This window comes from Martinezella rhizogenes (assembly GCF_027460065.1).
Taxonomy (GTDB): Bacteria; Pseudomonadota; Alphaproteobacteria; order Rhizobiales; family Rhizobiaceae; genus Agrobacterium; species Agrobacterium rhizogenes_C.
The window spans coordinates 421,669-447,606 of record NZ_JAPYZZ010000001.1 but is presented as its reverse complement, the minus strand read 5'-3'; the positions used below and the strand labels follow the sequence as shown (position 1 = coordinate 447,606).

Below are 25,938 nucleotides of genomic sequence, written 5' to 3'. Positions count from 1 at the left end.
GGCCATGGGTCTCAAAGTTTCCAGCCGGAATGCAGGGCGGCGATGCCGCCGGTGTAATTGGTATAGGTGACGCGGGAGAAGCCCGCGGTGCGGATCATCGTCGCAAAATCCTCCTGGTTGGGGAATTTGCGGATCGACTCGACCAGATACTGATAGGGCTCGGCATCGCCGGTGATCATCTTGCCGAATTGCGGAATGGCGTTGAACGACCAGGCGTCATAGACGCGGTCGAGCAGCGGCATGTCGACTTCGGAAAATTCCAGCACCAGAAGCCGACCGCCACGTTTCAGCACGCGGTGGGCCTCCTTCAGCGCGACATCGATGCGTGGCACGTTGCGAATGCCGAAGGCGACCGTATAGGCGTCGAATGTATTCGCCTCGAAGGGCAGCTCTTCGGCATTGGCCTCGACGAAGGTCAGATTGTCGGAGAGCTTCTTTTTCGCCGCCCGTTCCTCGCCCACGACCAGCATCGAGCCGTTAATATCGAGAACGGTGGCATGCGCCAGACGGTTGGAGGCTTCGATGATGCGGAAGGCGATGTCGCCTGTACCGCCCGCGACATCCAGAATCTTGTAGGAAGGATCCTTGCGCGGCGAAAGCGAGGAGACCATGGCGTCCTTCCACAGCCGGTGCAGGCCGGCCGACATCACGTCATTCATGATGTCGTAGCGCTTGGCCACCTTGTGGAAGACTTCGTTGACCAGCCCCTGCTTCTTGCCTTCATCCACCTTGTGAAAGCCATAGGACGTTTCCATGCCACCTTCTGCGGTCGTACGGGCGTCGGTCATCATCTGTCTCCATATTTATTGCGTGGCGGACCATAGCGGAAACGCCATGGCAACGCTATCTGTTGCCGCATCGCCTGGGCGCGACATTTCGCGTGCACTGTATAGACCACATGGTCCTAACGATAAACTGCCGGATAAGCCAGATGCCAGAATTGCCAGAAGTCGAAACCGTCAGACGTGGCCTCGCACCCGCCATGGAAGGTGCAAGGGTCCGCAAGCTCCATCTCGGCCGCCCCGATCTGCGGTTTCCGTTTCCAGAGGATTTCGCGGAGCTGATCGAAGGAAAGACGATCATCTCGCTTGGACGCAGGGCGAAATATCTTCTCATCGAGCTGGAGGGCGGGCTGACGATCGTGTCCCATCTCGGCATGTCGGGCTCGTTCCGCATCGAGGCGGAAAAGGGCGAGGGGGCTGAAGCGCCCGGCGCGTTTCATCATGCCCGCTCGAAAGACGGCAAGCATGACCATGTCGTCTTTCATCTGGATAAAGGAGAGGAGCGTGTCTGCGTCATCTATAATGATCCGCGCCGCTTCGGCTTCATGCATCTGGTGGAGCGCAACAAGCTTGACCTCTATCCTGCCTTCGCCGGGCTTGGCCCCGAGCCGACAGGCAATGCGCTGAGCGCGGATTATCTGGCATGCCGGTTTGAGGGCAAAAGCCAGCCCCTGAAAAGCACGCTGCTGGACCAGAAGGTCATTGCGGGTCTCGGCAATATCTATGTCTGCGAGGCGCTCTGGCGCGCGCATCTTTCTCCCCTGCGGGCGGCGGGAACGCTGGTGACGAAAAATGGCAAACCGAAATCGCAGCTCACCGATCTGACGGAGAAAATCCGCGACGTGATCGCCGATGCGATTACCGCCGGCGGCTCCTCCCTGCGCGACCATATACAGACGGACGGAACGCTCGGATATTTCCAGCACTCCTTTTCGGTCTACGATCAGGACGGCCAGCCTTGCCGGACACCCGGCTGCGGGGGTACGGTCGAAAGGATTGTGCAGGCCGGCCGTTCCACATTCTATTGTGCCGCCTGCCAGAAGTAACAATGTTGGACTACGGAGAAGGGGAGATTTGCCGTGGACTATGAAACGATACTGGTCGAGAAACGCGATGAGGTGGGCATCATCACGCTCAACCGCCCCAAGGCGCTCAACGCCCTCAATTCGGTGCTTCTGAAAGAGCTGCGACACATTCTCTCTTCGTTCTCAGCCGATGACTCTATCGGCGCCATCATTATCACCGGCTCGGAAAAGGCATTTGCGGCCGGCGCCGACATCAAGGAAATGCAGGGGCTGGATTTCGTCGATGCTTATGTCGGCGATTTCCTCGGCGGCTGGGATGAGGTCGCGGCCACCCGCAAGCCCGTTATTGCCGCCGTTTCCGGTTTTGCGCTCGGCGGCGGCTGTGAGCTGGCGATGATGTGCGATTTCATCATCGCTTCTGATACGGCGAAGTTCGGCCAGCCGGAAATCACCCTCGGTGTCATTCCCGGCATGGGTGGATCGCAGCGGTTGACGCGGGCTGTGGGCAAGGCGAAGGCCATGGATCTGGTTCTGACTGGTCGCATGATGGATGCGGCGGAAGCTGAGCGCGCCGGCCTCGTGTCGCGTATCGTGCCGGCTGCAGATCTCATGGAGGTGGCGGTGGAAGCCGCGACCCGCATTGCCTCGTTGTCGCGTGCTTCCGTTCTGATGGCCAAGGAAAGCGTCAACCGCTCCTTCGAGGTGCCGCTCGCCGAGGGGCTGAGATATGAACGACGTGCCTTCCAGTCGCTCTTTGCGACAGTGGATCAGAAGGAGGGCATGGCGGCCTTCGTCGAAAAGCGCAAACCCGCTTTCCGGAATCGCTAAGGATTCGGAATATCGGCGCTTTTAAGCGTTTTGCGCGTTGACGGGCTCAAGCTTTAGCGGTATATGCCCGCCCACGGTTAAGGAAAGCCATCCGGCTTGTCCGAAATTACTCCCGCATTCTTGGGTTACGTGAGGTCGTCGAACGACCCGATCCTCTGGTTGCGGAATTTGGTTTGAATTCGAAGAGAGGCATACATGGCCAATACAACTTCGGCGAAAAAGGCGACCCGCAAGATCGCTCGCCGTACCGCAGTCAACAAGGCTCGCCGTTCGCGCGTTCGCGGCTTCATCCGCAAGGTCGAGGAAGCAATCGCTACCGGTGATCTCGCAGTCGCCACCGAAGCTCTGAAGGCAGCTCAGCCTGAGATCCAGCGCGCAGCAACGCGTGGCGTTCTGCACGGCAACACCGCATCCCGCAAGGTGTCGCGTCTCGCCCAGCGCGTTAAGGCTCTTTCCGCCTAATCCGGCTAATCACAAATAACTATTCAAAAAGCCTGGTCTTTTGACCGGGCTTTTTGTGATTCTAACTGCCCGTTAACCATTGCTGCCGTAACGTGACAAATGCGTGTCAGATGGACGACAGGAAAATTACAATAAAAACAAAGGCTTGCTGGAGGTCTCTCGGAAAATGGGAAGCTTTCTCTACGGAAGTCGCGGCCAGTTTTGAGTCAAGAAGATTTTTATTTTTTTGGTAAAATCGGCTCTCAAAAATTGCCAAAATTGAATCTCATTGATTCATAAGCGATTCTGCTTCGCACCTCGTCGGTGATGCAAAACGGCCTTTGTGAGTCAATGGCCGATCTACGTTTTTGCAGAAAAAACGCCATTGATCTCTCCCCACGATCCTGCCTAAATGCATTTCAACAAGGGGTGCGGATCTCAGTCCACAGATTATCTCGATCATCATATCGACGATATATACCTTCTTGCTGGCGGGTCTTTCGAGGTCCGTTTTTTCAGGTCATCGAGCTTTTTGTGCCGTTTCGGTCTCGGAACGGGCGGGGGCTTTTTGTCCTCAAGAATGCGCCTTAAGGTTGTAACGAAAGGAGCGTTTTTAGCGTGTCGCAGGTCTCTCCATGAGGGGGAGTGAAATGGGATAACCGACTCGCAAACGGGTAGTCGCCTTTGACGTTCTTTCGAGGGGAACGCTGGGGGCAAAAATAAACGAGGGGGATCCCTGGCGGTCGATTTTTGATCGTCAGGCTATGATTGGCAATTTGAAAGGCGGCAATATGCAATTGAATTTGGCGATGGGTGCGGTGGCTGATGGGGACCGCGCACCAAAGGCATGTGATGCAGCTTGCTCAGAGGCGGCAGGGGATAAATCGGCAATGATGCATGATGCGCTGTTTGAACGTTTTAGCGCGCGGCTCAAGGCACAGGTTGGTCCCGAGGTCTATGCAAGCTGGTTTGCACGGCTCAAACTCCATACCGTTTCGAAAAGCGTCGTCCGCTTCACCGTTCCGACGACCTTTCTGAAGTCCTGGATCAACAACCGTTACATGGATCTGATCACCAGCCTCGTCCAGAGCGAGGATCCGGATGTGCTGAAGGTGGAGATTCTTGTCCGCTCGGCCAGCCGTCCGGTTCGCCCGGCGCAGGCTGAAGAACGGGCACAGCCCGCTCAGGAGGTTGGTGCGGCTCCGCGTAACAAGTCCTTCATTCCGTCGCAGCCCGCGGCAGCGCCTGCCGCGCAGCCTATGGCGGCGCAGGCGACCCTGCGTCAGGGTGGTTCCGGGCCGCTGTTCGGCTCGCCGCTTGATACGCGCTTTACCTTCGATACCTTTGTCGAAGGCTCGTCCAACCGTGTCGCCCTTGCGGCCGCAAAAACCATCGCCGAAGCCGGCGCTGGCGCCGTGCGCTTCAACCCGCTGTTCATTCATGCGGGTGTCGGCCTCGGCAAGACACATCTTCTGCAGGCCATTGCCAATGCGGCCATCGACAGCCCGCGCAATCCGCGCGTGGTCTATCTGACGGCTGAATATTTCATGTGGCGTTTTGCGACTGCTATCCGCGACAATGACGCGCTGACGCTGAAGGACACGCTGCGCAATATCGACCTGCTCGTCATCGACGACATGCAGTTCCTGCAGGGCAAGATGATCCAGCATGAATTCTGCCACCTGCTGAACATGCTGCTCGACAGCGCCAAGCAGGTCGTGGTTGCGGCTGACCGTGCGCCCTGGGAGCTGGAGTCGCTTGATCCGCGCGTCCGTTCCCGTCTTCAGGGCGGCATGGCGATCGAGATCGAAGGCCCTGATTACGACATGCGCTACGAAATGCTCAACCGTCGCATGGGTTCGGCGCGTCAGGACGATCCGTCGTTCGAAATCTCGGACGAAATTCTGACCCATGTGGCCAAGAGCGTGACGGCGAGCGGTCGCGAACTTGAAGGTGCCTTCAACCAGCTGATGTTCCGGCGCTCTTTTGAGCCGAACCTCTCGGTCGACCGTGTCGATGAGCTGCTGTCGCATCTCGTCGGAACCGGTGAGGCCAAGCGTGTGCGCATCGAGGACATTCAGCGCATTGTTGCCAGGCACTATAATGTGTCGCGGCAGGAACTGGTGTCCAACCGCCGCACCCGGGTTATCGTCAAGCCGCGCCAGATCGCCATGTATCTGGCGAAGATGCTGACGCCGCGTTCCTTTCCTGAGATCGGTCGCCGTTTCGGCGGTCGCGACCACACCACGGTTCTGCATGCCGTGCGCAAGATCGAGGAACTGATTTCCGGCGATACCAAGCTCGGCCACGAGGTTGAGCTGCTGAAACGCCTGATCAACGAAAACAACGCATAAAAAGAAGCGGCCTTCGGGCCGCTTTTTTATTGGTTTCTCATTTATCGGTTTAAGCCGGGTGGCGCAGGCCTCAGCAGGCGAGATCGGCCACCACGGCATCCAGAATAAGCATGCCTGAAGGCGTGCAGCGCAGGCGGGAATTGCCGAGCCTTTCCACGAAACCGTGCTGGAGAAGAAAATCCTCCTTTTCCGGATCGAGGTCGCGGCCGGAAAGATCGCTCCAGCGGGCGAGATCGATGCCCTCGCGCAGGCGAAGGCCCATCAGCAGCAATTCATCAGCCTGTTCATCGACACCGAGCAATTCCTGATCGACCATGCCATGGCCTTCCCGCTCGACTGTTTCTAGCCAGGTCTCGGGGTGGCGCTCGGTGGCGGTGGCGAGCTTGGAAGCGCCACGCGTCAGACGTCCATGCGCGCCGGGGCCGATGCCGGCATAATCGCCATACCGCCAGTAGGTGAGGTTATGGCGGCTTTCGGCGCCGGGCCGGGCGTGATTGGAAACCTCATAGGCCGGCATGCCGTAACGCTCGGTGATTTCCTGCGTCGCTTCATAAAGCACGGCCGAATGTTCGCCATCCGGAACGATGAGCTTGCCGGCCTTGTGCAGGCCATAAAAGGGCGTGCCTTCCTCGATCGTCAGCTGGTAGAGCGACAGATGGTCGACGGCATAAGAGACGGCCTCCTTCAGTTCGGCGTCCCATTCGGCCACCGTCTGGTTCGGGCGGGCATAGATGAGATCGAAGGACATGCGCGGAAAAATCTCCCGCGCCAGCCGGATGGCTTTCAAAGCATCGGCCACATCATGCAGGCGGCCGAGGAATTTCAGGTCCCGGTCGTTCAGCGCCTGCACGCCGAGCGAGACACGATTGACGCCCGCCGCCCGGTAACCGCGAAACCGTTCCGCCTCGACGCTGGAAGGATTGGCTTCCATGGTAATCTCGATACCGTCAGGCACATGCCAGAAGCGCGCGATGCCATCAAGAAGCGCGCCAACCGTCTGCGGGTCCATCAGCGACGGCGTACCACCACCCATGAAGATGCTGGTCACCACGCGCGGGCCGCTGAGCGTCCGCATGTGTTCCATTTCACGGAGAAAGGCCGCGGTAAACCGTTCCTGATCCACCGGCCGGTGGCGGACATGGCTGTTGAAATCGCAATAGGGGCATTTGGCCGCGCAGAAGGGCCAGTGCAGATAGATCCCGAAGCCGGGATCGCCCGTATCCGGCAGAAGCGATGCGCCGGGGGCAGAAAGTTGGTGCTCCCCGACCATCGGGTTCATGCCTCCAGGCAGGTTTCTACGAATTTTTTGAATGCACGGGCACGGTGAGAAAGCGCGAAAGCGTCGCCATGTTTCCAACCGTGTTTTTCATCCGCGCTCATTTCGCCGAATGTGGTGTCGTATCCCTCGGGTTTAAAGACGGGATCATAACCGAAACCGCTCGCTCCGCGCGGCGGCCAGACGACAGTGCCTTCCACCTCGCCACGGAAATATTCGACATGCCCGTCCGGCCAGGCCAGGCACAGCACGCTGACGAAGCGGCCGGTGCGATCTTCGGGCTTCGATGCGCCACGCTCGGCCAGCGCATCCTCGACCTTCTGCATCGCCATGGCGAAATCGCGCGTACCATCGGCCGTCTCCGCCCAATTGGCGGTATAGACACCAGGCGCGCCGTCAAGCGCGTCAATCACCAGACCGGAATCGTCTGATAAAGCCGGTAGGCCGGATGCCTTCGCGGAGGCGAGCGCCTTGATGGCCGCATTTTCCTCGAAGGTGGTGCCCGTCTCATCCGGCTCTGAGAAGTTCAGATCCGCCGCCGATTTGGCGGAGAAACCGAAAGGCCCGATCAGATCGGCGATTTCGGCGATCTTGCCCTTGTTATGGCTGGCGACGACGATCGTTCTGGTCTCGAGCTTGCGCATGGTACTTTCCTGTCGGCTCAGGCAATCGCCTGTTTCTGAAGGGCAACCAGTTCGCTGCAACCGGCCTTGGCAAGACCGAGCAGCGTCAGGAACTCTTCCTCGGAGAAGGGCGCGCCTTCCGCCGTTCCCTGAACTTCGACGATGCCGCCGGAACCGGTGATGACGAAATTCGCGTCGGTTTCGGCGGAAGAGTCTTCCAGATAATCGAGATCGATCACCGGCTGCTTGGCGAAGATGCCGCAGGAGATCGCGGCGATATGGTCTTTCAGCACCTTCTCGACCTTGATCATATTGCGGGTTTCCATCCATTTCAGGCAGTCATGCAAGGCAATCCATGCGCCGGTGATGGAGGCAGTGCGGGTGCCGCCATCGGCCTGGATGACATCGCAGTCGATGCTGATCTGGCGTTCGCCGAGTGCCTGCAGATCAACAACGGCGCGCAGCGAGCGGCCGATGAGGCGCTGGATTTCCTGCGTGCGGCCGCCCTGCTTTCCAGCGGCGGCTTCGCGCTTCATGCGTTCATTCGTGGAGCGCGGCAGCATGCCGTATTCGGCGGTGACCCAGCCCTTGCCGCTGTTGCGCAGCCAGGGTGGCGTCTTTTCTTCAAGGCTTGCGGTGACGAGCACATGCGTATCGCCAAATTTCACGAGACAGGAGCCTTCGGCATGTTTCGAGAAATTGCGCTCGAAGGAAACCTTGCGCATCTGGTCGGTTTTTCTGCCTGAAGGCCGCATATGATCCACTCTCCATGTTGGTTCCTGCCTTCTAAGGTGCGCTCCGGGCTTTTGCAAAGCCAATTTCCATTTTGCCGTGGCCGCATGACGCATTATATTGGTGCAGAGTAGATTTGGACGACAAAGAACGGACGAGATGGGTTTTTCAGCACCGCTTTCAAGAGATCAGGCATCGCTGCTGGATGAACGGTCGCGGGAAATTTTCCGGCGCATCGTCGAAGGTTATCTCGATACGGGTGAGCCGCTCGGATCGCGCAGCCTGTCGCGGCTTCTGCCCATGTCGCTTTCCCCTGCCTCCGTCCGCAATGTCATGAGCGATCTTGAGGAACTGGGCCTCATCTATTCGCCGCATATCAGCGCCGGACGCCTGCCCACGCAGACGGGGCTGCGTTTCTTTGTCGATGCCTTCATGCAGGTGGGCGATCTGCCTGCCGACGAGCGGGCGAATATCGACCGGCAGATCGGGCCGGTTGCCGGCCACGAACAATCGCTGGAAGGCTTGTTGACGGAAGCGAGCCGCATGCTGTCAGGCATGTCGCGCGGCGCTGGCCTGGTGCTGACGGCCAAGAATGATGTCATCCTGAAACATGTCGAATTCATCAGGCTGGAGCCCACCAAGGCGCTTGCCGTGCTGGTCGGCGATCACAATCAGGTCGAAAACCGCATCATCGAATTGCCTTCAGGCATTTCCTCCTCGCAATTGACCGAGGCTGCAAATTTCATCAACGCCCACCTGTCCGGACAGACGCTGCAGGAGCTGCGCGGTCAGTTTCAGACCCAGCGAACTGAGTTGCAATCGGAACTCGGCATGCTGGCGCAGGATCTCGTGGAACGTGGTCTCGCGGTATGGGCGGGCGATAATGAGGAGGGCAAGCTCGGCCGGCTTATCGTTCGCGGCCGCTCCAACCTGCTCGAGGGCCTGGCCGGTGAGGAGGATATCGATCGCGTACGCATGCTGTTCGACGATCTTGAGCGCAAGGAAAATCTGATCGAGATCCTCAATCTGGCCGAAACCGGCTCGGGGGTCAGGATTTTCATCGGCTCGGAAAACAAGCTCTTTTCGCTCTCGGGTTCCTCTCTCATCGTCGCGCCCTATCGCGATGAGGATAATCGTGTCGTGGGTGCCGTCGGTGTCATCGGGCCCACCAGGCTGAACTATGCCCGTATCGTGCCGATGGTAGACTATACCGCGCAGATCATGGCGCGTCTTTCCCGCAAGCAGAGATAGAACACGTCAGCAAGGTCAGAGAATGCGGCAAGCTTTTCGCCGCAAGCCTTGATTTTTGCCCGTCAAAGCTCGATATCGGGCGCAACCAACAACATTCAAATCTGGAGAACGTCATGACCGACGATACAAAAAAGCCCGGACCTGACGCGGACGTCGCCGAAGAGTTTGTCGAACCCGCGATTGCCGGGGAAGAGCTGGCTGATGCTGCCGAAGCCGATCCGGTGGAACTTCTGAAGGCTGAGAATGCCGATCTGCGCGACAAGTTCCTGCGCCTCGCGGCCGAAATGGACAATCTTCGCCGTCGTACTGAGCGTGACGTCAAGGATGCCAAGGCCTATTCGCTGGCGGGTTTTGCACGCGACATGCTCGCCGTTTCCGATAATCTTCGCCGCGCGCTGGAAGCCATTCCAGATGAACTCAAGACCAATTGCGAAGCCGGTCTCAACGGCCTGATCGAAGGCGTCGAGATGACCGAGCGCTCGATGCTGTCGACGCTGGAACGCCACGGCGTGAAGAAGATCGATGCCGAGGGCCAGAAATTCGACCCGAATTTCCACCAGGCCATGTTCGAAATTCCGAATACCTCGGTTCCCAACAATACCGTGCTGCAGGTGATTCAGGCCGGTTTCACCATTGGTGACCGCGTGCTGCGTCCCGCCATGGTGGGTGTCGCCAAGGGCGGCCCGAAGGTGGAGACCGCTGCCTCGGCCGAGCCGGGCACGTCCTCTCTGAATGAAAAGGACGCGTGAGGCATTTATCCTTACGTCATAAAAAACGCGCCTTCATGGCGCGTTTTTTATTGTCATTAAACTGAGAGAATTGGCCTGCGATCAAGCCGCCGTTGCCTGTTCCTGATTGAGGAAGGCGTAGATTGCCGTGTCGGAATCGGTGGCGCGCAACTTGGCCACCAGCTCAGGGTCGCGCAGCGCGCGGGCAATGCGCGACAGCGCCTTCAGGTGATCCGCGCCGGCGCCTTCTGGCGCAAGCAGCAGGAAAACCAGATCGACCGGCTGGTCGTCCAGGGCTTCGAAATCGATCGGTGTTTCAAGACGTGCGAAGACGCCGGTGATCTGATGGATGCTGTTGAGCTTGCCATGCGGAATGGCAATGCCATGGCCCACACCGGTGGAGCCGAGTTTCTCACGCTGGAGGATGACGTCGAAAACTTCCCGTTCCGAGACTCCGGTAATTCTGGCTGCCTTTGCGGCCAGCTCCTGAAGCAACTGCTTTTTGGAATTCACCTTGAGGGCGGGAATAATCGCATCTTGTTGCAGCAAATCTGCCAACGCCATTCTCTTTTTCCTTCATGCCATCGAGACGATGCAGGAGGCAGATGCGCTTTTGCGCTCTGCCTCCCACGTCTTGTCAGACTGTTCAGCTCTTGATCGTTTCCGCGTCGATCCAGCCAATATTGCCGTCATGACGTCGGTAAACGATGTTGAGATATTCCTTGCCGGGGCTGCGGAACAGCAGAACCGGCTCGTCGGTCATGTCGAGCGCCATCACGGCGCTGGCGACTGACATGGTTTTAATCTGTTTCGAACTCTCCGCCACAATGGTGGGTGCGTAGTCCTCGGGGACCTCGTGGTCCTCATCGGGAATAGCATCCATCACCGTATAAGCGATTTCCTGCGACACGCCGTTCGAACCATTGTGGTGGTCCTTGAGCTTGCGCTTGTAACGGCGCAGGCGCTTCTCGATCCGCTCTGCGGCAGCGTCGAAGCTGGCTTGCGGATCATTTGCCTGACCCGCCGCATGCAATACGATTCCTGTATCGAGATGCAGCTTGCAGTCGGCGGCAAAGCGCGATCCGGACTTCTCCACGGTCACCTGGCCTGAATACCCCCCATCGAAGTATTTGGTAACTGCCAGACCTATATTGTCCTCGATCCGCTGACGGAAAGATTCACCGATCTCCATATGTTTACCAGATACACGCACACTCATGGAAATTTTCCTTTTTGTAGTGATTTGCGAGTACCAGCTTACGTCAAGCCGAGCGCGCATCCAAGCGTTTCGAAGACCTTAAAAAGCCCTCATTCGAATTTTACGCCCATGGACGGTGGAGGTGAATCCGTTACAAATGACCTTGCTTACGTGTGCGGCGGGCTTCTAGCCCTTGCCGTGGCAAGAGTCAATGGTGCGGCAAAAAACCGCGATAAACGTGATCGTCTTCATTGATCAGAAGGTGGAAAGCTTGGCCAGCGCCTTCTTTTCCCGGCGCCTCTGAACGGAGGAGGGGATGTTCATCGCCTCGCGATATTTGGCGACTGTACGGCGGGCGATATCGATTCCGCTCTTTTTCAGATTGTCGACGATATCGTCGTCCGAAAGCACGGCTTCAGCGGCTTCCTGCGCGATCATGGCCTTGATGCGGTGACGCACCGCTTCCGCCGAATGGCTGTCGCCGCCTTCCACCGCGCTGATCGATACGCTGAAAAAATATTTGAGCTCGAACAGCCCGCGCGGCGTCAGCATGTATTTCTTCGACGTCACCCGGCTGACGGTGGATTCATGCATCTTGATGGCGTCGGCCACCGTCTTGAGGTTCAGCGGGCGTAGTTGGTCGACACCGTTGACGAGGAAGGCATCCTGTTGGCGCACGATTTCGCTCGCCACCTTCATGATCGTCCGGGCGCGCTGATCGAGGCTGCGGGTCAGCCAATGGGCCGTCTGCATGCATTCGGACAGAAAATCCTGATCCTCTCCTGCGCGCGCCTTATGTTTTGAAACCTCCGCAAAGTAGCTCTGGTTGATGAGCACCCGCGGCAGGGTGTCGGGATTGATCTCCACCAGCCAGCCACCTGAAGAGGAGGGGCGGACAATGATATCAGGGACGATGGTCTCCGAAACCATCGAATCGTAACCAGCACCGGGGCGAGGATTGAGCGTGCGGATTTCCGCCAGCATGTCGAGAAGGTCCTCCTCATCGACGCCGCAGAGTTTTTTCAAGGAGGCGAAATCGCGTTTCGCCAGAAGCTCGAGATTATCGACAAAAGCCCGCATGGCCGGGTCGAGCCGGTCCTTCTGTGCGAGCTGGATCGCCAGACATTCGCTCAAGGAACGGGAAAAGATGCCCGGCGGATCAAAGCCCTGAAGCGTCTTCAGAACGTGCTCGACCGCCGATGGGACGGCACCCAGCCGTTCGGCGACGTCGTCGACGGCATCTGCGGCGATATAACCGGTCTCATCGAGCTGGCCGATCAGCGCATCGGCGATCATCCTGTCCTCTGCGGCGGAGATGGCGAGCGGCAGTTGTTGATTGAGGTGGTCACTGAGGCTTTGTCGGGCGGCCACGAAGTCGTCGAGGTCGTAGCTTTCTCCCGACTCCTGCCCGGGCATGGATTTCCACTGGCTCGCTAGTTCGGGCGCATCGGCTTTTCTCGGCTCGCCATCGTCGGGAAAGACGTTTTCGAAGCTGGTGTCCAGCTGCTCGCCAAGATTTGCGGCGCGCTCCCCGTACCAGTCATCGCTGTCGGGCGTTACGCTGGCGGTCGCATCCGAAGCTTCACCGTCGCCGAAATTATCGACATCCACAGGTGTATCGCTGCCCAAATCGCCATCGTTTGCTGCAATTTCCAGCAGCGGATTGCGCTCCACCTCCTGCGCGATGAACTGCGTCAGCTCGAAATGCGTCATCTGAAGCAGCTGGATGGACTGCATCAGTTGCGGTGTCATCACGAGAGACTGGTTTTGACGCAGCAAAAGGCTGGCAGACAATGCCATGGTGGACGCGAAACTCCCCTTACAGCTTCTCCATAGCCACAGTTTTCATAAATTTTGCGGAGGCGATGGAACTTGGCCCAAAAATTGCTTTTTTATCTTGTTTGGTCAAGCGTCAGGGTGGGGCGCGATGAAGAATCTTTCGCGCCCTGTAGTTTAAAGGCTGAAATTATTGCCGAGATAGAGACGGCGTACGTCCGGATTGTTGACGATGTCGTCAGGACGTCCATGCGTCAGCACTTCGCCGGCATGGATGATATAGGCGCGGTCGATGAGGCCGAGCGTTTCACGGACATTATGGTCCGTTACGAGAACGCCGATGCCGCGCGCCGTCAGATGCCTGACCAGATTCTGGATATCGCTGACCGAAATCGGATCGACACCCGCGAAGGGCTCATCCAGCAGCATGAAAGTCGGATCGGTCGCCAGTGCGCGCGCAATTTCCAGACGACGCCGCTCACCGCCCGAAAGCGCCACGGCCGGCGATTTGCGCAGTTGCGCAATATGAAACTCTTCCAGGAGCTCGTCGAGTTTGCGATTGCGCTTGGCGGCATCCGGTTCATGCACTTCCAGCACGGCGCGGATGTTCTCCTCGACCGTCAGGCCACGGAAAATCGAGGCTTCCTGCGGCAGATAACCGACACCGAGACGAGCACGCCTGTACATCGGCATGCCGGTCACATCGTTGCCATTGATGGCGATCTTGCCGCTATCGACGGGCACGAGGCCGGTAATCATGTAAAAACAGGTGGTCTTGCCGGCGCCGTTCGGGCCAAGCAGCCCAACGGCCTCTCCACGGCGCACGACCAGTGAAACACCGTTGACGACACGGCGGGTATTATAGGTCTTCGTCAGGCCATGCGCGATCAAGGTGCCCTGATAAGGGGTCTTGTCGGCCGGTGAGGCGGCGTCTGCCGAACGGTTACGTTCGCCGCCGAAAATTTTTGAGATCGAAGGTATCTTCACGAGGAAAGACTACTGTTTTTTCTGGGATTTCGGATCAAGCATGATCCGAACAGGGCCGCCGCAGCTTTCGAGCTTTGCCTGCCCCGTATTCATGAGAACGGTGAGCTTGCAGCCCGTAAAGACGTTGGTGCCTTCGGACAGGACCACCTGCTTGCCGGTCAGAATGAACGTCTGCGCCGCCATGTCGAATTCGCCGTGGTCGGCTGTGGCCTTCTGGGTCTCGGATGTCAGATAGACATTGTTGTCGACGAAAATCTTGTCGATTTTGGCATCACCGCTGGTGAGCGAAGAGCCCTGACCCTTGTAATTAACGGTCATCTTGCCTGCCTGAAGCGTGGTCGTTCCCTGCACAACCTTCACATTGCCGGTGAAATAGGCCTTGCGCTCCTGATCCCGGACTTCGAGCTGATCGCTTTCGATCGCGATCGGCTGGTCGCCGGAGAGCTTGACGCCCTGCATGTTGCTGGTGGTGTTCTGGGCAAAAGCCACAGTTGCAAGACACGAAAAAACAAGACCTGCGGCCGTAAGGCCTGCGGTTCTGCCGAGGGAAACGGGACGGGAAATTTGCATCATCTGGACCGGGCTCTCACTTGCCTTCATTCTTGATATTGGATGCAGCGATACGTGCGCGTACCTGCCCCGAAAATGTAATTGTCTTGCCATTATCTGCGATGTCAATCGATTGCGCAACAATGGAGCCGTCGTTTGTTTTGATTGAAACCGGCTCTTTGCTGCTCATTTTTCCGGCCTTCAGATCGACATCCGCAGACTGGAACTTCGCTTGTATGCCATTGCTGAGATTGATGTCAAAAGGGGCAGTCATCTTCAGCGTGTTGGTGGCGCGGTCGAAAATGCCTTCCTGGGCGATAACCTGCGCGACGCTGTCATTGACAGGCACGGCGGCCAGCACCTTTTCGAGCGTCATGAGGTTGGGGTTGGCGATATCCTGCAACGCGCGGTCGGCGTTCATGGAATAATCTATTCCCTTTTCATTACGGCCCGCAACGGCAGGTTTTTCCATCACGATTTTGCCGTCTTCTATCCGCGCGCTTTCCAACGAGACATTTTCGGGCGCCCAGGTGCGGATGACCGAAACGGCGATGAAGGCCAGCGAAATGATGGCCGCGCTGAGCGGTAGAATGATTTTCAGCCGCTTTACACGCGCGGAATGCCGCAGCGCGGTGTCATAGGCACCGTTCTGGTCATTGGGCAGCGAAAATGCTGGCGCGGGTTCGCGGAGTCGTTCGAGCATAGAAGTGGGTCCGAAATGCTTCCCCGGCGCCATCCTGGCGCGCAATCGAAGCTTGTGTATCTATCTAAATGTGTTTGGCACGAGTGCTTTGTCCTGCCAATATGGTTTTTGTCTGGAGAGGTGCAAGGGAAATGCGAATTTTATCGTAATTCTGGTTTCCTTATTGTTTCCTTGCGGCTTCGCGTTAGAAGAACCATATGGCCTGAAGCGCAAAAGCGGATGACAGAGGTTTCTATGGATAATATGGCGATAGCTGATCGCAGGCGTTTGCGCCGCAAGCTGACTTTCTGGCGGATTGCCGCCGTTCTCCTGCTCGTCGCCGGCGCCTTTGGTCTTTACCGGTTTTTCTGGGAAGGCCCGCAGCAAAGCGCCAAACCCCATATTGCCCGCATCGAGGTCTCCGGCCTGATCACCGACAATACCGAACTTCTTGAGCGGCTCGACAGGATCGCCAAGAGCGACAACGTCAAAGGGCTGATCGTTTCGATTTCCTCGCCCGGCGGCACCACCTATGGCGGGGAGCGCATCTTCAAGGCTATCAGAGGCGTTGCCGAAAAGAAGCCGGTGGTTTCCGATGTCCGCACGCTTGCCGCTTCCGCCGGCTATATGATCGCGTCGGCCGGTGATGTCATCATTGCCGGTGAAACCTCGATCACCGGCTCGATCGGCGTGATCTTTCAATATCCCCAGATCGGCCAGCTGATGGACAAGCTCGGTGTCTCGCTGCAGGAAATCAAGTCGTCGCCGATGAAGGCCGAGCCGTCTCCGTTCCACGAGGCGCCGGAAGAAGCAAAGACGATGATCCGTGCCATGGTGATGGATAGCTACGGCTGGTTCGTCGATCTCGTCGCCGATCGCCGCAAACTGCCGCGCGAGGATGTGCTGAAACTGGCGGACGGATCAATTTACACCGGCCGGCAGGCGCTTGCCAACAAGCTGGTCGATACGCTTGGCGGCGAAAAGGAAGTTCGCACCTATTTCGAAACCCGTGGCGTTGCCAAGGATTTGCCGATCGTCGAATGGCGTGCGCCGTCGTCCCGTTCGCCTTTTGCGCTTTTCAGTGTTGCGCAAATAGCGAAGTTTCTGGGATATGACGATTTAATTCCCTTCGCAGGCCCCAGCCAGCTCGGTGCGGACAAGTTGTTTCTTGACGGTCTTGTTTCCGTTTGGCAGGTTGAGCCGCGTTAAAAATCCAATTCTTTCAGGGGGCAACCGTGATCAAGTCTGAACTGGTGCAGATCGTTGCTGCGCGTAACCCGCACCTTTATCACCGCGACGTGGAAAACATCGTCAATGCGGTGCTGGATGAAATCACCGATGCCCTGGCGGCGGGAAATCGTGTCGAGCTTCGCGGTTTCGGCGCATTTTCGGTGAAGAACCGTCCGTCCCGATCGGGCCGGAACCCGCGCACGGGTGAGTCGGTTTTCGTTGAGGAAAAATGGGTGCCCTTCTTCAAGACGGGCAAGGAACTGCGCGAACGCCTGAACCCGGGTATGGGTGACGAAGAGGACGATTGATCGTTCTTGACGCCTGGCAACTGAAAAGAAGTCGGCGGAATGCCTGCAGCGATGGAGTATTGTCGGATGTCGAAAAAAATCATCAACCTCATCATCCTGCTTCCGCTGGCGATCATCCTCGTCATCCTGTGCGTGGCCAATCGTCAGTCCGTGACGCTGGCGCTCAATCCGTTTCGGCCGGAGGACGGCGTTCTGTCCTTCACCGCACCGTTTTTTGTTTTCCTGTTTCTGGCGGTTATTTTTGGCGTTCTCTTGGGCTCGGCGGCCACATGGTTCGCCCAGGGCAAACATCGCAAACGTGCCCGTATCGAAGCGAAAGAGGCCGTTCGCTGGCACGACGAGGCGAACCGCCAGAAGGCGGCCGCCACCGGGCAGCTGCCGAATGCGGGACAACTCCCGGCAAAGTGATGGTGCCGAGAGTCGTTCCGGCTCTAGTCGAGCGGCGTGCGGAATGCTATTTGCTGGCGCAATAAGACGCGGGCAAAAGCGGAAAGATTTCCATTGAAGAAAAAAGACAGCCGGCCGGGCAATCGTGCGCGTGCCGGGAGCGAGAAAAAACAGGTCCATGCCGCAAAGCCGGCACGGCGCACGGATACCGCGCCGAAGAAGCGCGAGCCGGATGCAGTCCGCAGCGTGCCGAAACCTGCGTCAAAGGAAAAAATCGTTCCGGTGGCGGCCGTTGAACAGGCGCCCGCGCGGCCCCTCAAGCATCGCACCGGCGAACGTCCCGCAGAACAGGTTCCGGTCATTCTGGAATCGAGTGGCGCGGGCGATTTTCATCTGATCGATAGCGGCAACGGCCTGAAGCTCGAACAATATGGCGATTACCGCGTCGTCCGTCCCGAGGCGCAGGCGCTCTGGCAGCCGTCGGTTCCCGACCGCGTATGGCAGAATGCCGACGCCATTTTTTCCGGCGATACGGATGAGGACGGCATGGGCCGCTGGCGTTTTCCGAAGGAAACGCTTGGCGAAACCTGGCCTCTCTCCCTGCTGGGGGTTGAATTTCTCGGTCGTTTCACGGCGTTCCGGCATGTCGGCGTCTTTCCGGAGCAGATCGTGCATTGGGAATGGCTGAAAAATGCCGTGAAGACCGCCGATCGGCCGCTGAAAGTGCTGAACCTCTTCGGTTATACCGGCGTCGCCTCGCTGGTCGCGGCGGCGGCCGGTGCCGAAGTCACCCATGTCGACGCCTCCAAGAAGGCGATCGGCTGGGCGAAGGAAAATCAGGCGCTCGCCGGGCTCGAACAGGCACCGATCCGCTGGATTTGCGAGGACGCCATGAAGTTCATTCAGCGGGAAGAACGCCGTGGCAGCACCTACGATATCATTCTCACCGACCCGCCGAAATTCGGCCGCGGCACCCATGGCGAGGTCTGGCAATTGTTCGACCATCTGCCGCTGATGCTTGATATCTGCCGGGAAATCCTGTCGCCAAAGGCGCTCGGCCTGGTGCTGACGGCCTATTCCATCCGGGCCAGCTTCTATTCGATGCATGAATTGATGCGCGAAACCATGCGCGGCGCCGGCGGTGTCGTCGCATCCGGCGAACTGGTCATTCGCGAGGCCGGGCTTGACGGCAAGACGCCGGGCCGGGTGCTTTCAACATCGCTGTTCAGCCGCTGGGAGCCGAAATGACAAAGGACATGCGCGAAAACACCACGCGCCGGGTTGGCCAGGTCAAGGAAGTGACGAGTCTTGCCAATCCGATCATCAAGGACATCAAGGCGCTCACCCAAAAAAAGGGCAGGGAAGAGACCGGCACCTTCATGGCTGAGGGCCTGAAGCTGGTCATCGACGCGCTCGAACTCGGCTGGACGATCAAGACGCTGGTTTACGCCAAGGCCGCCAAGGGCAAGCCGCTGGTGGAGCAGGCGGCGGTAAGGACCGTCGCATCGGGCGGTCTGGTGCTCGAAGTCAGCGAAAAGGTCATCGCCTCGATCACACGCCGCGACAATCCGCAGATGGTCGTCGGTATTTTCGAACAGAAATGGAAGCCGCTGAAGGATATCCGGCCGGAAAAGGGCGAGACCTATATCGCGCTCGACCGCGTGCGCGATCCCGGCAATCTCGGCACCATCATCCGCACGGCGGATGCGGCCGGCGCCTCGGGCGTCATTCTGGTGGGCGATTGCACCGATCCTTTCTCGCTGGAAACGGTGCGCGCCACCATGGGCTCGGTCTTTGCCACGCCCGTGGCCCGCGCTTCGGTCGAGGAATTCCTTTCCTGGAAAAAATCGGCTCATGTCAGCGTCGTCGCCACGCATCTTGCCGGTTCCGTGGATTATCGGAAGATCGACTATGCCAGCAAACCGGTGGTGATCTTGATGGGCAACGAGCAATCAGGCCTGCCGCCGGAACTGGCCGGCAAGGCGGACCAGCTGGCGCGCATTCCCCAGCAGGGCCGTGCCGATAGTCTCAACCTCGCCATCGCCACCGCCGTCATGCTGTTTGAAGCACGGCGACATCTCCTCGAACTTGCACCGGTGACGTAATGGCCAAAGCGGCGTTGTTCTCGAAATTCGGCCCGGCCTTTGCGCTGATCGCCGCCGCACTGGTGCTGGACCAGATCGTCAAGCAGCTGGTCGAGGCCTATCTGCCGCTGCAGGAGATGGTTCCGGTAATGCCGTTTCTGGCGCTTTACCGCACCTATAATCTCGGTGTCGCCTTTTCGATGCTGGAGGACATGCACGGCTGGTTCATCGTCAGCATGCGCCTCGTCATCGTGGTCTTCGTTCTGTGGCTCTGGCGCAAGACGGCTGTCGATCGCACCTTCGCCCATCTCGGTTTTGCCTTCATCATCGCGGGTGCTGCCGGCAATCTTCTCGACCGCTTTTTTTACGGTCATGTCATCGACTATATCCTGTTCCACACGCAGACATGGTCGTTCGCGGTGTTCAATCTGGCTGACAGTTTCATAACCATTGGTGCAGCTTGCGTCATACTCGACGAGTTTCTGCACGCCCGGGCGGCCAAAAAGTAAAATTTTAGCGTTTCAGCCAAACATATCAAAACCGCTGCCGTGGTAGCGGTTGTGTATGAGCGAACTGGCACGACTTCGGCAAAAAGTTTCAGATGGTCTCGGCCTGGCCGCCCCAGCGGCGGATATTGCCGACAAGACAACGCGCCTTGCGGACGAGGAACATGTCAGCGATGCCCGGGCGGTTGCGCTCTATGTCGCCATTTCGCTATCGGTGGGGGCCTTCACTGCCGCCCTGATCGCACTGGCGGTACCCTATGCCGTCACCGCCGCGCTCGCCTGTTTTTTTGGCGCGATGCTCGTCGGCGTCCTGTCTTATGCGCTCTTCGGCAAATCTTTCCCGCTTCCCGGCACGCTGCCCGCGGATTCTTCGGATGTCCGGCTGCGGCAAACGCAAAACCGGTCGCTGATTGCCGAAATGCAGGAGTCCATGGGCGATATCGTCGTGATCCGCAACATGAACCGGCGCATCGTCGAGGCGAACCGCGTTTTTCGTGAAATGACCGGCTGCACGTCGCCTGAAGGCATGAGCTGCGAGGAGATCGGCATTGCTTTCCGCCCGGGTGACAAGGTCCATGCTTATGATGTGGAGATTGCAACCCCGTTCGGTCAGCGCATCTTCTCCTGGCATGATGTGGTAACCCGCGATCTCGCAAGCAGCCGTCTCATGATCAGCAGCATCGCGAGAGACGTGACCGAAGAGCGGCTTGCGCTGGCCGAACGGGAAGATGCCCGCCTGCGCGCCGAAAAGGCAGATGCCGAAAAGGCGCGGCTGCTTGCCACGGTCAGCCATGAAATCCGCCTGCCGCTTTCAGGCATGCTTGGCATGAACCACCTTCTCTCGCAGACGAAGCTCAATCAGGAACAGCGCAATTATCTCGACGGCATGAAACAGTCCGGCCAATCGCTGGTACAGCTTGTCGAGGATCTGCTGGATTATTCGACCATGGAGGCTGGCCGCTTCAGGCTCAATCCGCGCGCGGAAAACCTGCGGCGGCTGATCGAGAGCATCGTGGAGATGCTGGCCCATCGCGCCCATGAAAAGGGTATCGAAATCGCCTCCTTCGTCACGCCTGACGTGCCAGATTATCTCGATTTTGATCCGGCAAGACTGCGTCAGGTTCTGTTCAATCTCATCGGCAATGCCGTGAAATTCACGCAGGTGGGCGGGGTCGTCATCCGGGCGCGCATGGCCGACGGCGAATTGCAGATCACCGTCGAAGATACCGGCCCCGGCATGAGTGAGGCGGAGCAGGCGCGTATTTTCGGGGAGTTCGAGCAGGCCGGTCCGCTGTCGCAACGAAGCGCCGGCACGGGTCTCGGCCTTGCAATCTCCGCCCGCATCGTGCGGGAGTTCGGCGGCAACCTCACGGTTTCGAGCCGCAGGGGTGAGGGCAGCACCTTCAAGCTGGCGTTCCGCCCTGGCACGCCCCCCGCCGAGACGCCGGATTCCGGCCGGAGCCATTGCCTGCAGCACACCAATGTCCTGCTGATTGCGCCGGAGGGTGTGGCGGCGACGGTGACGGTGGAAGCCATCGAAGCTTTCGGCGGCCAATGTATTCTCGTCCATCAGCCGGAGGATCTGGACAGGCTGCGCAATGGACCTGCCAGCGGGACCGCCGATCTCACCGACATCATCGTCGATCTGCGTATTTCGGCACTGTTCAGGGATGCCCTGCGGGATTGGCCGCAGCAGACGATCCGCCGCACGCTGCTTGTCAGTCCCGAAGAGCGGGCTTCGACCACCCATGCATCCTTCGACGCCTGGCTTATCCGGCCCCTGCGCGAAAAATCCCTGATCGACGTGCTGTGTGGCCGCCTGCGCGGCATAGAGCGACGCGACGCGATCAACGATAACCACCCGGATGTGGGGTTTTCATCGCGGGTGGTGGAAGGCGCGAGCGGCATCGAGATACTCGTGGCCGAAGACGATGCGGTCAATGCGCGCATCATCCGCGCTGTCCTGGAAAAAAGCGGCTATATCGTCCGCACAGTCGACAATTTTCAGGCCCTGCTGCAATCGGTGGCGTCGGGCGAGTCCCGCCTGCCAAATCTCATCGTCTCCGATCTCAACATGCCGGGCGGTGAGGGCCTCGATGTGTTGCCGGACCTCCTCGGTTCGCTGAAAGATGAAAGAAATATTCCCGTCATCATTCTCAGCGGGGACGCCGGTGCCGGGACCGCCGAGATATTGCTGAAGGCCGGTGCAGGCGCTGTTTTGGCCAAGCCCGCCGACCCGCGCCGGCTGGTTGAGGAAATCCGTCGCCTGCTGGAGGCGAAACGCCTGTTGTCATCATAACTTGACAGACTCGCGTTGGCGGCATTTTGTCACTATTCTGTCGTCAATTAGTGATTTATGACAGGAAAACTCTTTGGTGGCGGAGCGATTCCCCATGGTTGCCGAAATCTTCAATCACGACATTTGTGAAAACAATGTTGTCATTAGTCCTCGTTCCGAGACAGCTCAGGACAATGAGGGCCTTTTCGGCCGTATCGGCACGCTGGAAACACGGCTTGCCAGAAATGAACGCGAAATCGATGCAGCGCAATCCGTGCGCTACCGGGTCTTTGTCGAGGAAATGAAGGCGCGCCTTCCCGCGGAAGCGATGCGCCGTAAACGCGACGTTGATGCCTGGGACAGTGTTTGCGATCATCTGCTCGTCCTCGACAAGTCGATCGAGGGCGACAGCGAGGACCAGATCGTCGGCACCTATCGCCTGCTGCGTCAGGAAGTCGCCTTGGCCAATAACGGCTTTTATTCCGCCAGCGAGTTCGATATCGCCGGGCTCGTCGCGCGCCATCCGGGCAAGCGTTTCATGGAGCTCGGCCGCTCCTGCGTGCTGCCGGAATATCGTACCAAGCGTACCGTCGAGCTTCTGTGGCAGGGCAATTGGTCCTATGCCGTGAAACATCGCATGGACGCCATGATCGGCTGTGCTTCCTTCCCCGGCGTGCAGCCGGAAGCGCATGCGCTGGCTCTGTCCTTCCTGCACCATAATTGCCTTGCAAAGGGAGAGTGGGAAGCGGTCGCTCTGCCCGAGCTCTATCATGAAATGGACCTCGTGCCCGTCGAGGCGCTGAATGCCCGCAAGGCGTTGAATGCCATGCCGCCGCTGATCAAGGGTTATATGCGTCTTGGCGCCATGTTCGGCTCCGGCGCGGTCGTTGATCATGCTTTCAACACCACCGACGTCCTGGTGGTCTTGCCGGTATCGTCCATCGCCGGCCGCTATATCAGCTATTATGGCGGCGAGGCCGAACGCATCAACGGCTGACCGGTTTTGATCGAGGCCATCAGGATGTTCCTGTGGGCAGCGGTGCCGTGTGTGTTGTGTTGGGGCGGGCAATGCCGCTAGTGTCGGCGCTCCTTTTCCGCAACACGATATGACATCGGCAGGCCATTGACGGACGTTCTGACAACCGCTTCCCTGATCTCGGAAGAGAGCCGCGCGACGGCCACTCCGATGATGGAGCAATATATCGAGATCAAGGCGAACAATCCCGGTTCGCTGCTGTTTTACCGCATGGGCGATTTTTACGAATTGTTCTTTGACGATGCGGTCGAAGCCTCCCGCGCTCTCGGTATCACGTTGACGAAACGCGGCCAGCATATGGGGCACGATATTCCCATGTGCGGCGTTCCCGTTCACGCGGCGGATGACTACCTTCAAAAGCTCATCCTGCGCGGCTACCGCGTCGCGGTCTGCGAGCAGATCGAAGACCCGGCGGAAGCGAAGAAGCGCGGATCGAAATCCGTGGTCAAGCGTGATGTGGTGCGGCTCGTCACGCCCGGCACGCTGACCGAAGAAAAGCTGCTATCGCCGACGGAATCCAATTATCTGATGGCGCTCGCCCGTATTCGTGGCAGCGGGGAAGCGCAGTTCGCGCTGGCCTGGATCGATATTTCCACCGGCGTCTTCCGTCTGGCGGAAACCACGCTGACGCGGCTTCTCGCCGATATCTGGCGTATCGATCCGCGAGAGCTGATCGTTGCCGACAGCCTGTTCCACGACGAGGAATTGCGGCCGGTTTTCGATGTGCTGGGCCGCGTCGCCGTGCCGCAGCCGGCCATTCTTTTTGACAGCGCCGTGGCAGAAGGCCGTATTGCGCGGTATTTCAACGTCTCGACGCTGGATGGTTTTGGCACGTTTTCGCGGGTGGAAATGGCCGCTGCGGCTGCGGCCGTGGCCTATGTCGAAAAGACCCAGATTGCCGAGCGCCCGCCGCTCGGTGCACCGGAACGTGAAAGTGCGGCTTCCACGCTCTTTATCGATCCCGCCACCCGCGCCAATCTGGAACTGGTGAAGACGCTGTCAGGCGAAAGGGACGGATCGCTGCTGCACGCGCTGAACCGCACGGTCACGGGCGGCGGTGCGCGGCTTCTGGCCGAGCGGCTGATGTCGCCCTTGACCGATCCGGAAAGGATCAATGCCCGTCTCGATGCCGTGGCCTATCTCATCGATGACGTCGCCCTCTGCGATGGCCTTCGCGACGCGCTGAAACATGTCGCGGATATGCCGCGCGCGCTTTCCCGCCTTGCGCTGGAACGCGGCGGCCCGCGCGATCTTGGCGCCATCCGGCAGGGTCTGGTTTCGGCCGAAAAAATTGCAATCATTCTCGATGGCGGGCTGCTGCCGGATGAGCTGGCAAACGCTCTCAGGGATTTGAACGCCCTGCCCGGCGCTCTCGAGGCGATGCTCGGCTCGATGCTCGCCGACGATCTGCCGCTTCTGAAACGCGATGGCGGTTTCCTGCGTGAGGGTGCCAATCCCGAACTCGACGAGGTGCGGGCGCTGCGCGACCAGTCGCGCCGGGTGATTGCCGGGCTGCAGCTGCAATATGCCGACGAGACCGGCATCAAGTCGCTCAAGATCAAGCATAACAACGTGCTGGGTTATTTCATCGAGGTGACGGCCGGGAATGCCGATGTGATGATGGCAACGGATGAGGCCAAGGCGCGCTTCATCCACCGCCAGACCATGGCGGGCGCGATGCGCTTCACCACCACCGAGCTTGCCGATCTCGAAAGCCGCATCGCCAATGCCGCGGCCGAGGCTCTGACCATGGAGCTGGAGGCCTTCGAGCGCATGGTCAAGGCCGTGGTGCAGCAGGCGGAGGCGATTAAGGCCGGTGCTTTCGCGCTAGCCATTGTCGACGTCGCCTCGAGCCTTGCCTATCTCGCCACCGAACAGGCCTATTGCCGCCCGATCGTCGACGCCTCCATGACCTTCGCGATCACGGGCGGGCGCCACCCGGTGGTCGAACAGGCTTTGCGGCGGCAATCGGCGGGGCCGTTCATCGCCAATAATTGCGATCTGTCGGCAATCGACGGTGGCAAAAACGGTGCGATCTGGCTGCTGACCGGCCCCAACATGGGCGGTAAATCGACCTTCTTGCGCCAGAATGCGCTGATCGCCATTCTTGCGCAGATCGGCTCCTTCGTTCCCGCGGAGGCCGCCCATATCGGCGTCGTTGACCGGCTGTTTTCCCGCGTTGGCGCATCCGACGATCTGGCGCGCGGCCGCTCGACCTTCATGGTGGAGATGGTGGAAACCGCCGCCATCCTCAATCAGGCGACGGATCGCTCGCTGGTCATTCTGGACGAGATCGGCCGTGGCACGGCGACCTTCGACGGGCTTTCAATCGCCTGGGCGGCGGTGGAGCATCTGCACGAGGTCAATCGCTGCCGCGGCCTCTTTGCGACGCATTTCCATGAGCTGACGGTGCTCTCGGAAAAACTCGGCCGCCTTTCCAATGCCACGATGCGGGTGAAGGAGTGGGAAGGTGACGTCATCTTCCTGCACGAAGTCGGACCGGGCGCTGCGGATCGTTCTTACGGTATTCAGGTCGCGCGGCTTGCGGGCCTGCCGGCATCGGTGGTGGAACGCGCCCGTGAGGTACTGACAAAGCTGGAGGATGCCGACCGCAAGAATCCGGCGAGCCAGTTGATCGACGACCTGCCGCTGTTCCAGATTGCCGTGCGCCGCGAGGAAACCCGTAAAGCCGGGCCATCGAAGGTGGAGGAAGCTTTGAAGAGCTTCAACCCGGACGAAATGACACCGCGTGAGGCGTTGGACGCGCTCTATGCCTTGAAGAAAGAACTTGGCAAGGCGTGAAGAGATAGAGTGCCTGTCCATCGCCTTTAAAACTCGCTATAGGACACTCCCATCGCAAGCGGTGGGATCTCCCAC

Annotated in this window: 25 protein-coding genes; 15 read left to right on the top strand and 10 right to left on the bottom strand. The window is 58.9% G+C overall.

The window, feature by feature from the left end; genetic code table 11:
• Positions 1-11: 11 nt before the first annotated feature.
• The gene (ubiE, locus tag O8B93_RS02165; protein ID WP_269708166.1) at positions 12-788 is read right to left on the bottom strand and encodes a bifunctional demethylmenaquinone methyltransferase/2-methoxy-6-polyprenyl-1,4-benzoquinol methylase UbiE; all 777 of its coding nucleotides are present in this window, start codon (positions 786-788) and stop codon (positions 12-14) included.
• A 143-nt stretch (positions 789-931) separates the two neighbouring features.
• Here ubiE and mutM point away from each other — a divergent pair, with 143 nt between their 5' ends.
• The 4 genes from mutM to dnaA all read left to right on the top strand — a co-directional run bounded on the left by mutM (position 932) and on the right by dnaA (position 5,430).
• Entirely contained in the window at positions 932-1,828 is an 897-nt protein-coding gene (gene mutM, locus O8B93_RS02160) for a bifunctional DNA-formamidopyrimidine glycosylase/DNA-(apurinic or apyrimidinic site) lyase (protein ID WP_269708165.1), read from the top strand.
• A gap of 33 nt (positions 1,829-1,861) precedes the next feature.
• Entirely contained in the window at positions 1,862-2,635 is a 774-nt protein-coding gene (locus tag O8B93_RS02155; protein WP_269708164.1) for an enoyl-CoA hydratase, read from the top strand.
• Between the two features lie 195 nt (positions 2,636-2,830).
• Positions 2,831-3,097, top strand: a complete 267-nt coding sequence (rpsT, locus tag O8B93_RS02150; RefSeq protein WP_006310170.1) for a 30S ribosomal protein S20 — start codon at positions 2,831-2,833, stop codon at positions 3,095-3,097.
• A gap of 869 nt (positions 3,098-3,966) precedes the next feature.
• Entirely contained in the window at positions 3,967-5,430 is a 1,464-nt protein-coding gene (dnaA, locus tag O8B93_RS02145) for a chromosomal replication initiator protein DnaA (RefSeq protein WP_269708163.1), read from the top strand.
• A 70-nt stretch (positions 5,431-5,500) separates the two neighbouring features.
• Here the strand turns inward: dnaA and hemW are convergent, their stop codons facing one another.
• The 3 genes from hemW to rph are packed head-to-tail and all read right to left on the bottom strand — an operon-like array spanning position 5,501 to position 8,084.
• Complete coding sequence (hemW, locus tag O8B93_RS02140; protein WP_269708636.1) at positions 5,501-6,700, bottom strand: radical SAM family heme chaperone HemW; 1,200 nt, start codon at positions 6,698-6,700, stop codon at positions 5,501-5,503.
• Between the two features lie 5 nt (positions 6,701-6,705).
• Positions 6,706-7,350 (bottom strand): RdgB/HAM1 family non-canonical purine NTP pyrophosphatase, encoded by a 645-nt coding sequence (gene rdgB, locus O8B93_RS02135; protein WP_269708162.1) that lies wholly within the window; start codon positions 7,348-7,350, stop codon positions 6,706-6,708.
• Positions 7,351-7,367: 17 nt separating this feature from the next.
• Positions 7,368-8,084, bottom strand: coding sequence for a ribonuclease PH (gene rph, locus O8B93_RS02130; protein WP_142840908.1), 717 nt, complete (start codon positions 8,082-8,084; stop codon positions 7,368-7,370).
• A gap of 136 nt (positions 8,085-8,220) precedes the next feature.
• Here rph and hrcA point away from each other — a divergent pair, with 136 nt between their 5' ends.
• Both hrcA and grpE read left to right on the top strand, forming a co-directional pair.
• Entirely contained in the window at positions 8,221-9,312 is a 1,092-nt protein-coding gene (gene hrcA / locus O8B93_RS02125; RefSeq protein WP_269708161.1) for a heat-inducible transcriptional repressor HrcA, read from the top strand.
• Positions 9,313-9,425: 113 nt separating this feature from the next.
• Positions 9,426-10,061 carry a nucleotide exchange factor GrpE gene (gene grpE, locus O8B93_RS02120; protein ID WP_269708160.1) on the top strand — a complete coding sequence of 212 codons (636 nt, stop codon included), beginning with the start codon at positions 9,426-9,428 and terminating at the stop codon, positions 10,059-10,061.
• A gap of 81 nt (positions 10,062-10,142) precedes the next feature.
• Here the strand turns inward: grpE and ptsN are convergent, their stop codons facing one another.
• The 6 genes from ptsN to lptC form a co-directional block, all read right to left on the bottom strand.
• On the bottom strand, positions 10,143-10,604 hold the full coding sequence (gene ptsN / locus O8B93_RS02115; RefSeq protein ID WP_269708159.1) for a PTS IIA-like nitrogen regulatory protein PtsN: 462 nt from the start codon (positions 10,602-10,604) through the stop codon (positions 10,143-10,145).
• An 82-nt stretch (positions 10,605-10,686) separates the two neighbouring features.
• Entirely contained in the window at positions 10,687-11,259 is a 573-nt protein-coding gene (gene hpf, locus O8B93_RS02110; RefSeq protein ID WP_269708158.1) for a ribosome hibernation-promoting factor, HPF/YfiA family, read from the bottom strand.
• A gap of 234 nt (positions 11,260-11,493) precedes the next feature.
• Positions 11,494-13,038 (bottom strand): RNA polymerase factor sigma-54, encoded by a 1,545-nt coding sequence (gene rpoN / locus O8B93_RS02105; RefSeq protein WP_269708157.1) that lies wholly within the window; start codon positions 13,036-13,038, stop codon positions 11,494-11,496.
• Between the two features lie 153 nt (positions 13,039-13,191).
• On the bottom strand, positions 13,192-14,001 hold the full coding sequence (lptB, locus tag O8B93_RS02100; protein ID WP_405049001.1) for an LPS export ABC transporter ATP-binding protein: 810 nt from the start codon (positions 13,999-14,001) through the stop codon (positions 13,192-13,194).
• Between the two features lie 9 nt (positions 14,002-14,010).
• Positions 14,011-14,574 (bottom strand): LptA/OstA family protein, encoded by a 564-nt coding sequence (locus O8B93_RS02095; protein ID WP_405049000.1) that lies wholly within the window; start codon positions 14,572-14,574, stop codon positions 14,011-14,013.
• A 13-nt stretch (positions 14,575-14,587) separates the two neighbouring features.
• A complete protein-coding gene (lptC, locus tag O8B93_RS02090; RefSeq protein WP_269708632.1) occupies positions 14,588-15,253 on the bottom strand; it encodes an LPS export ABC transporter periplasmic protein LptC in 666 nt (221 codons plus the stop codon).
• A 234-nt stretch (positions 15,254-15,487) separates the two neighbouring features.
• Here lptC and sppA point away from each other — a divergent pair, with 234 nt between their 5' ends.
• From sppA to mutS, 9 genes are all read left to right on the top strand, one after another.
• A complete protein-coding gene (sppA, locus tag O8B93_RS02085; RefSeq protein ID WP_269708631.1) occupies positions 15,488-16,441 on the top strand; it encodes a signal peptide peptidase SppA in 954 nt (317 codons plus the stop codon).
• Positions 16,442-16,443: 2 nt separating this feature from the next.
• Positions 16,444-16,770, top strand: a complete 327-nt coding sequence (locus O8B93_RS02080; protein WP_219256707.1) for an integration host factor subunit beta — start codon at positions 16,444-16,446, stop codon at positions 16,768-16,770.
• A gap of 66 nt (positions 16,771-16,836) precedes the next feature.
• Positions 16,837-17,178, top strand: coding sequence for a LapA family protein (locus O8B93_RS02075; protein ID WP_187772123.1), 342 nt, complete (start codon positions 16,837-16,839; stop codon positions 17,176-17,178).
• A gap of 93 nt (positions 17,179-17,271) precedes the next feature.
• The gene (locus O8B93_RS02070) at positions 17,272-18,405 is read left to right on the top strand and encodes a class I SAM-dependent methyltransferase (protein WP_269708154.1); all 1,134 of its coding nucleotides are present in this window, start codon (positions 17,272-17,274) and stop codon (positions 18,403-18,405) included.
• Positions 18,402-19,262 (top strand): TrmH family RNA methyltransferase, encoded by an 861-nt coding sequence (locus O8B93_RS02065; protein WP_269708153.1) that lies wholly within the window; start codon positions 18,402-18,404, stop codon positions 19,260-19,262. The genes O8B93_RS02070 and O8B93_RS02065 overlap by 4 nt, the downstream gene beginning before the upstream one ends.
• Positions 19,262-19,750, top strand: coding sequence for a signal peptidase II (gene lspA / locus O8B93_RS02060; protein ID WP_269708152.1), 489 nt, complete (start codon positions 19,262-19,264; stop codon positions 19,748-19,750). The genes O8B93_RS02065 and lspA overlap by 1 nt, the downstream gene beginning before the upstream one ends.
• Before the next feature lie 55 nt (positions 19,751-19,805).
• Complete coding sequence (locus O8B93_RS02055) at positions 19,806-22,046, top strand: hybrid sensor histidine kinase/response regulator (protein ID WP_269708151.1); 2,241 nt, start codon at positions 19,806-19,808, stop codon at positions 22,044-22,046.
• A 94-nt stretch (positions 22,047-22,140) separates the two neighbouring features.
• A complete protein-coding gene (gene olsB, locus O8B93_RS02050) occupies positions 22,141-23,022 on the top strand; it encodes a l-ornithine N(alpha)-acyltransferase (RefSeq protein ID WP_269708630.1) in 882 nt (293 codons plus the stop codon).
• Positions 23,023-23,211: 189 nt separating this feature from the next.
• A complete protein-coding gene (mutS, locus tag O8B93_RS02045; protein WP_269708629.1) occupies positions 23,212-25,863 on the top strand; it encodes a DNA mismatch repair protein MutS in 2,652 nt (883 codons plus the stop codon).
• Positions 25,864-25,938: the final 75 nt, after the last annotated feature.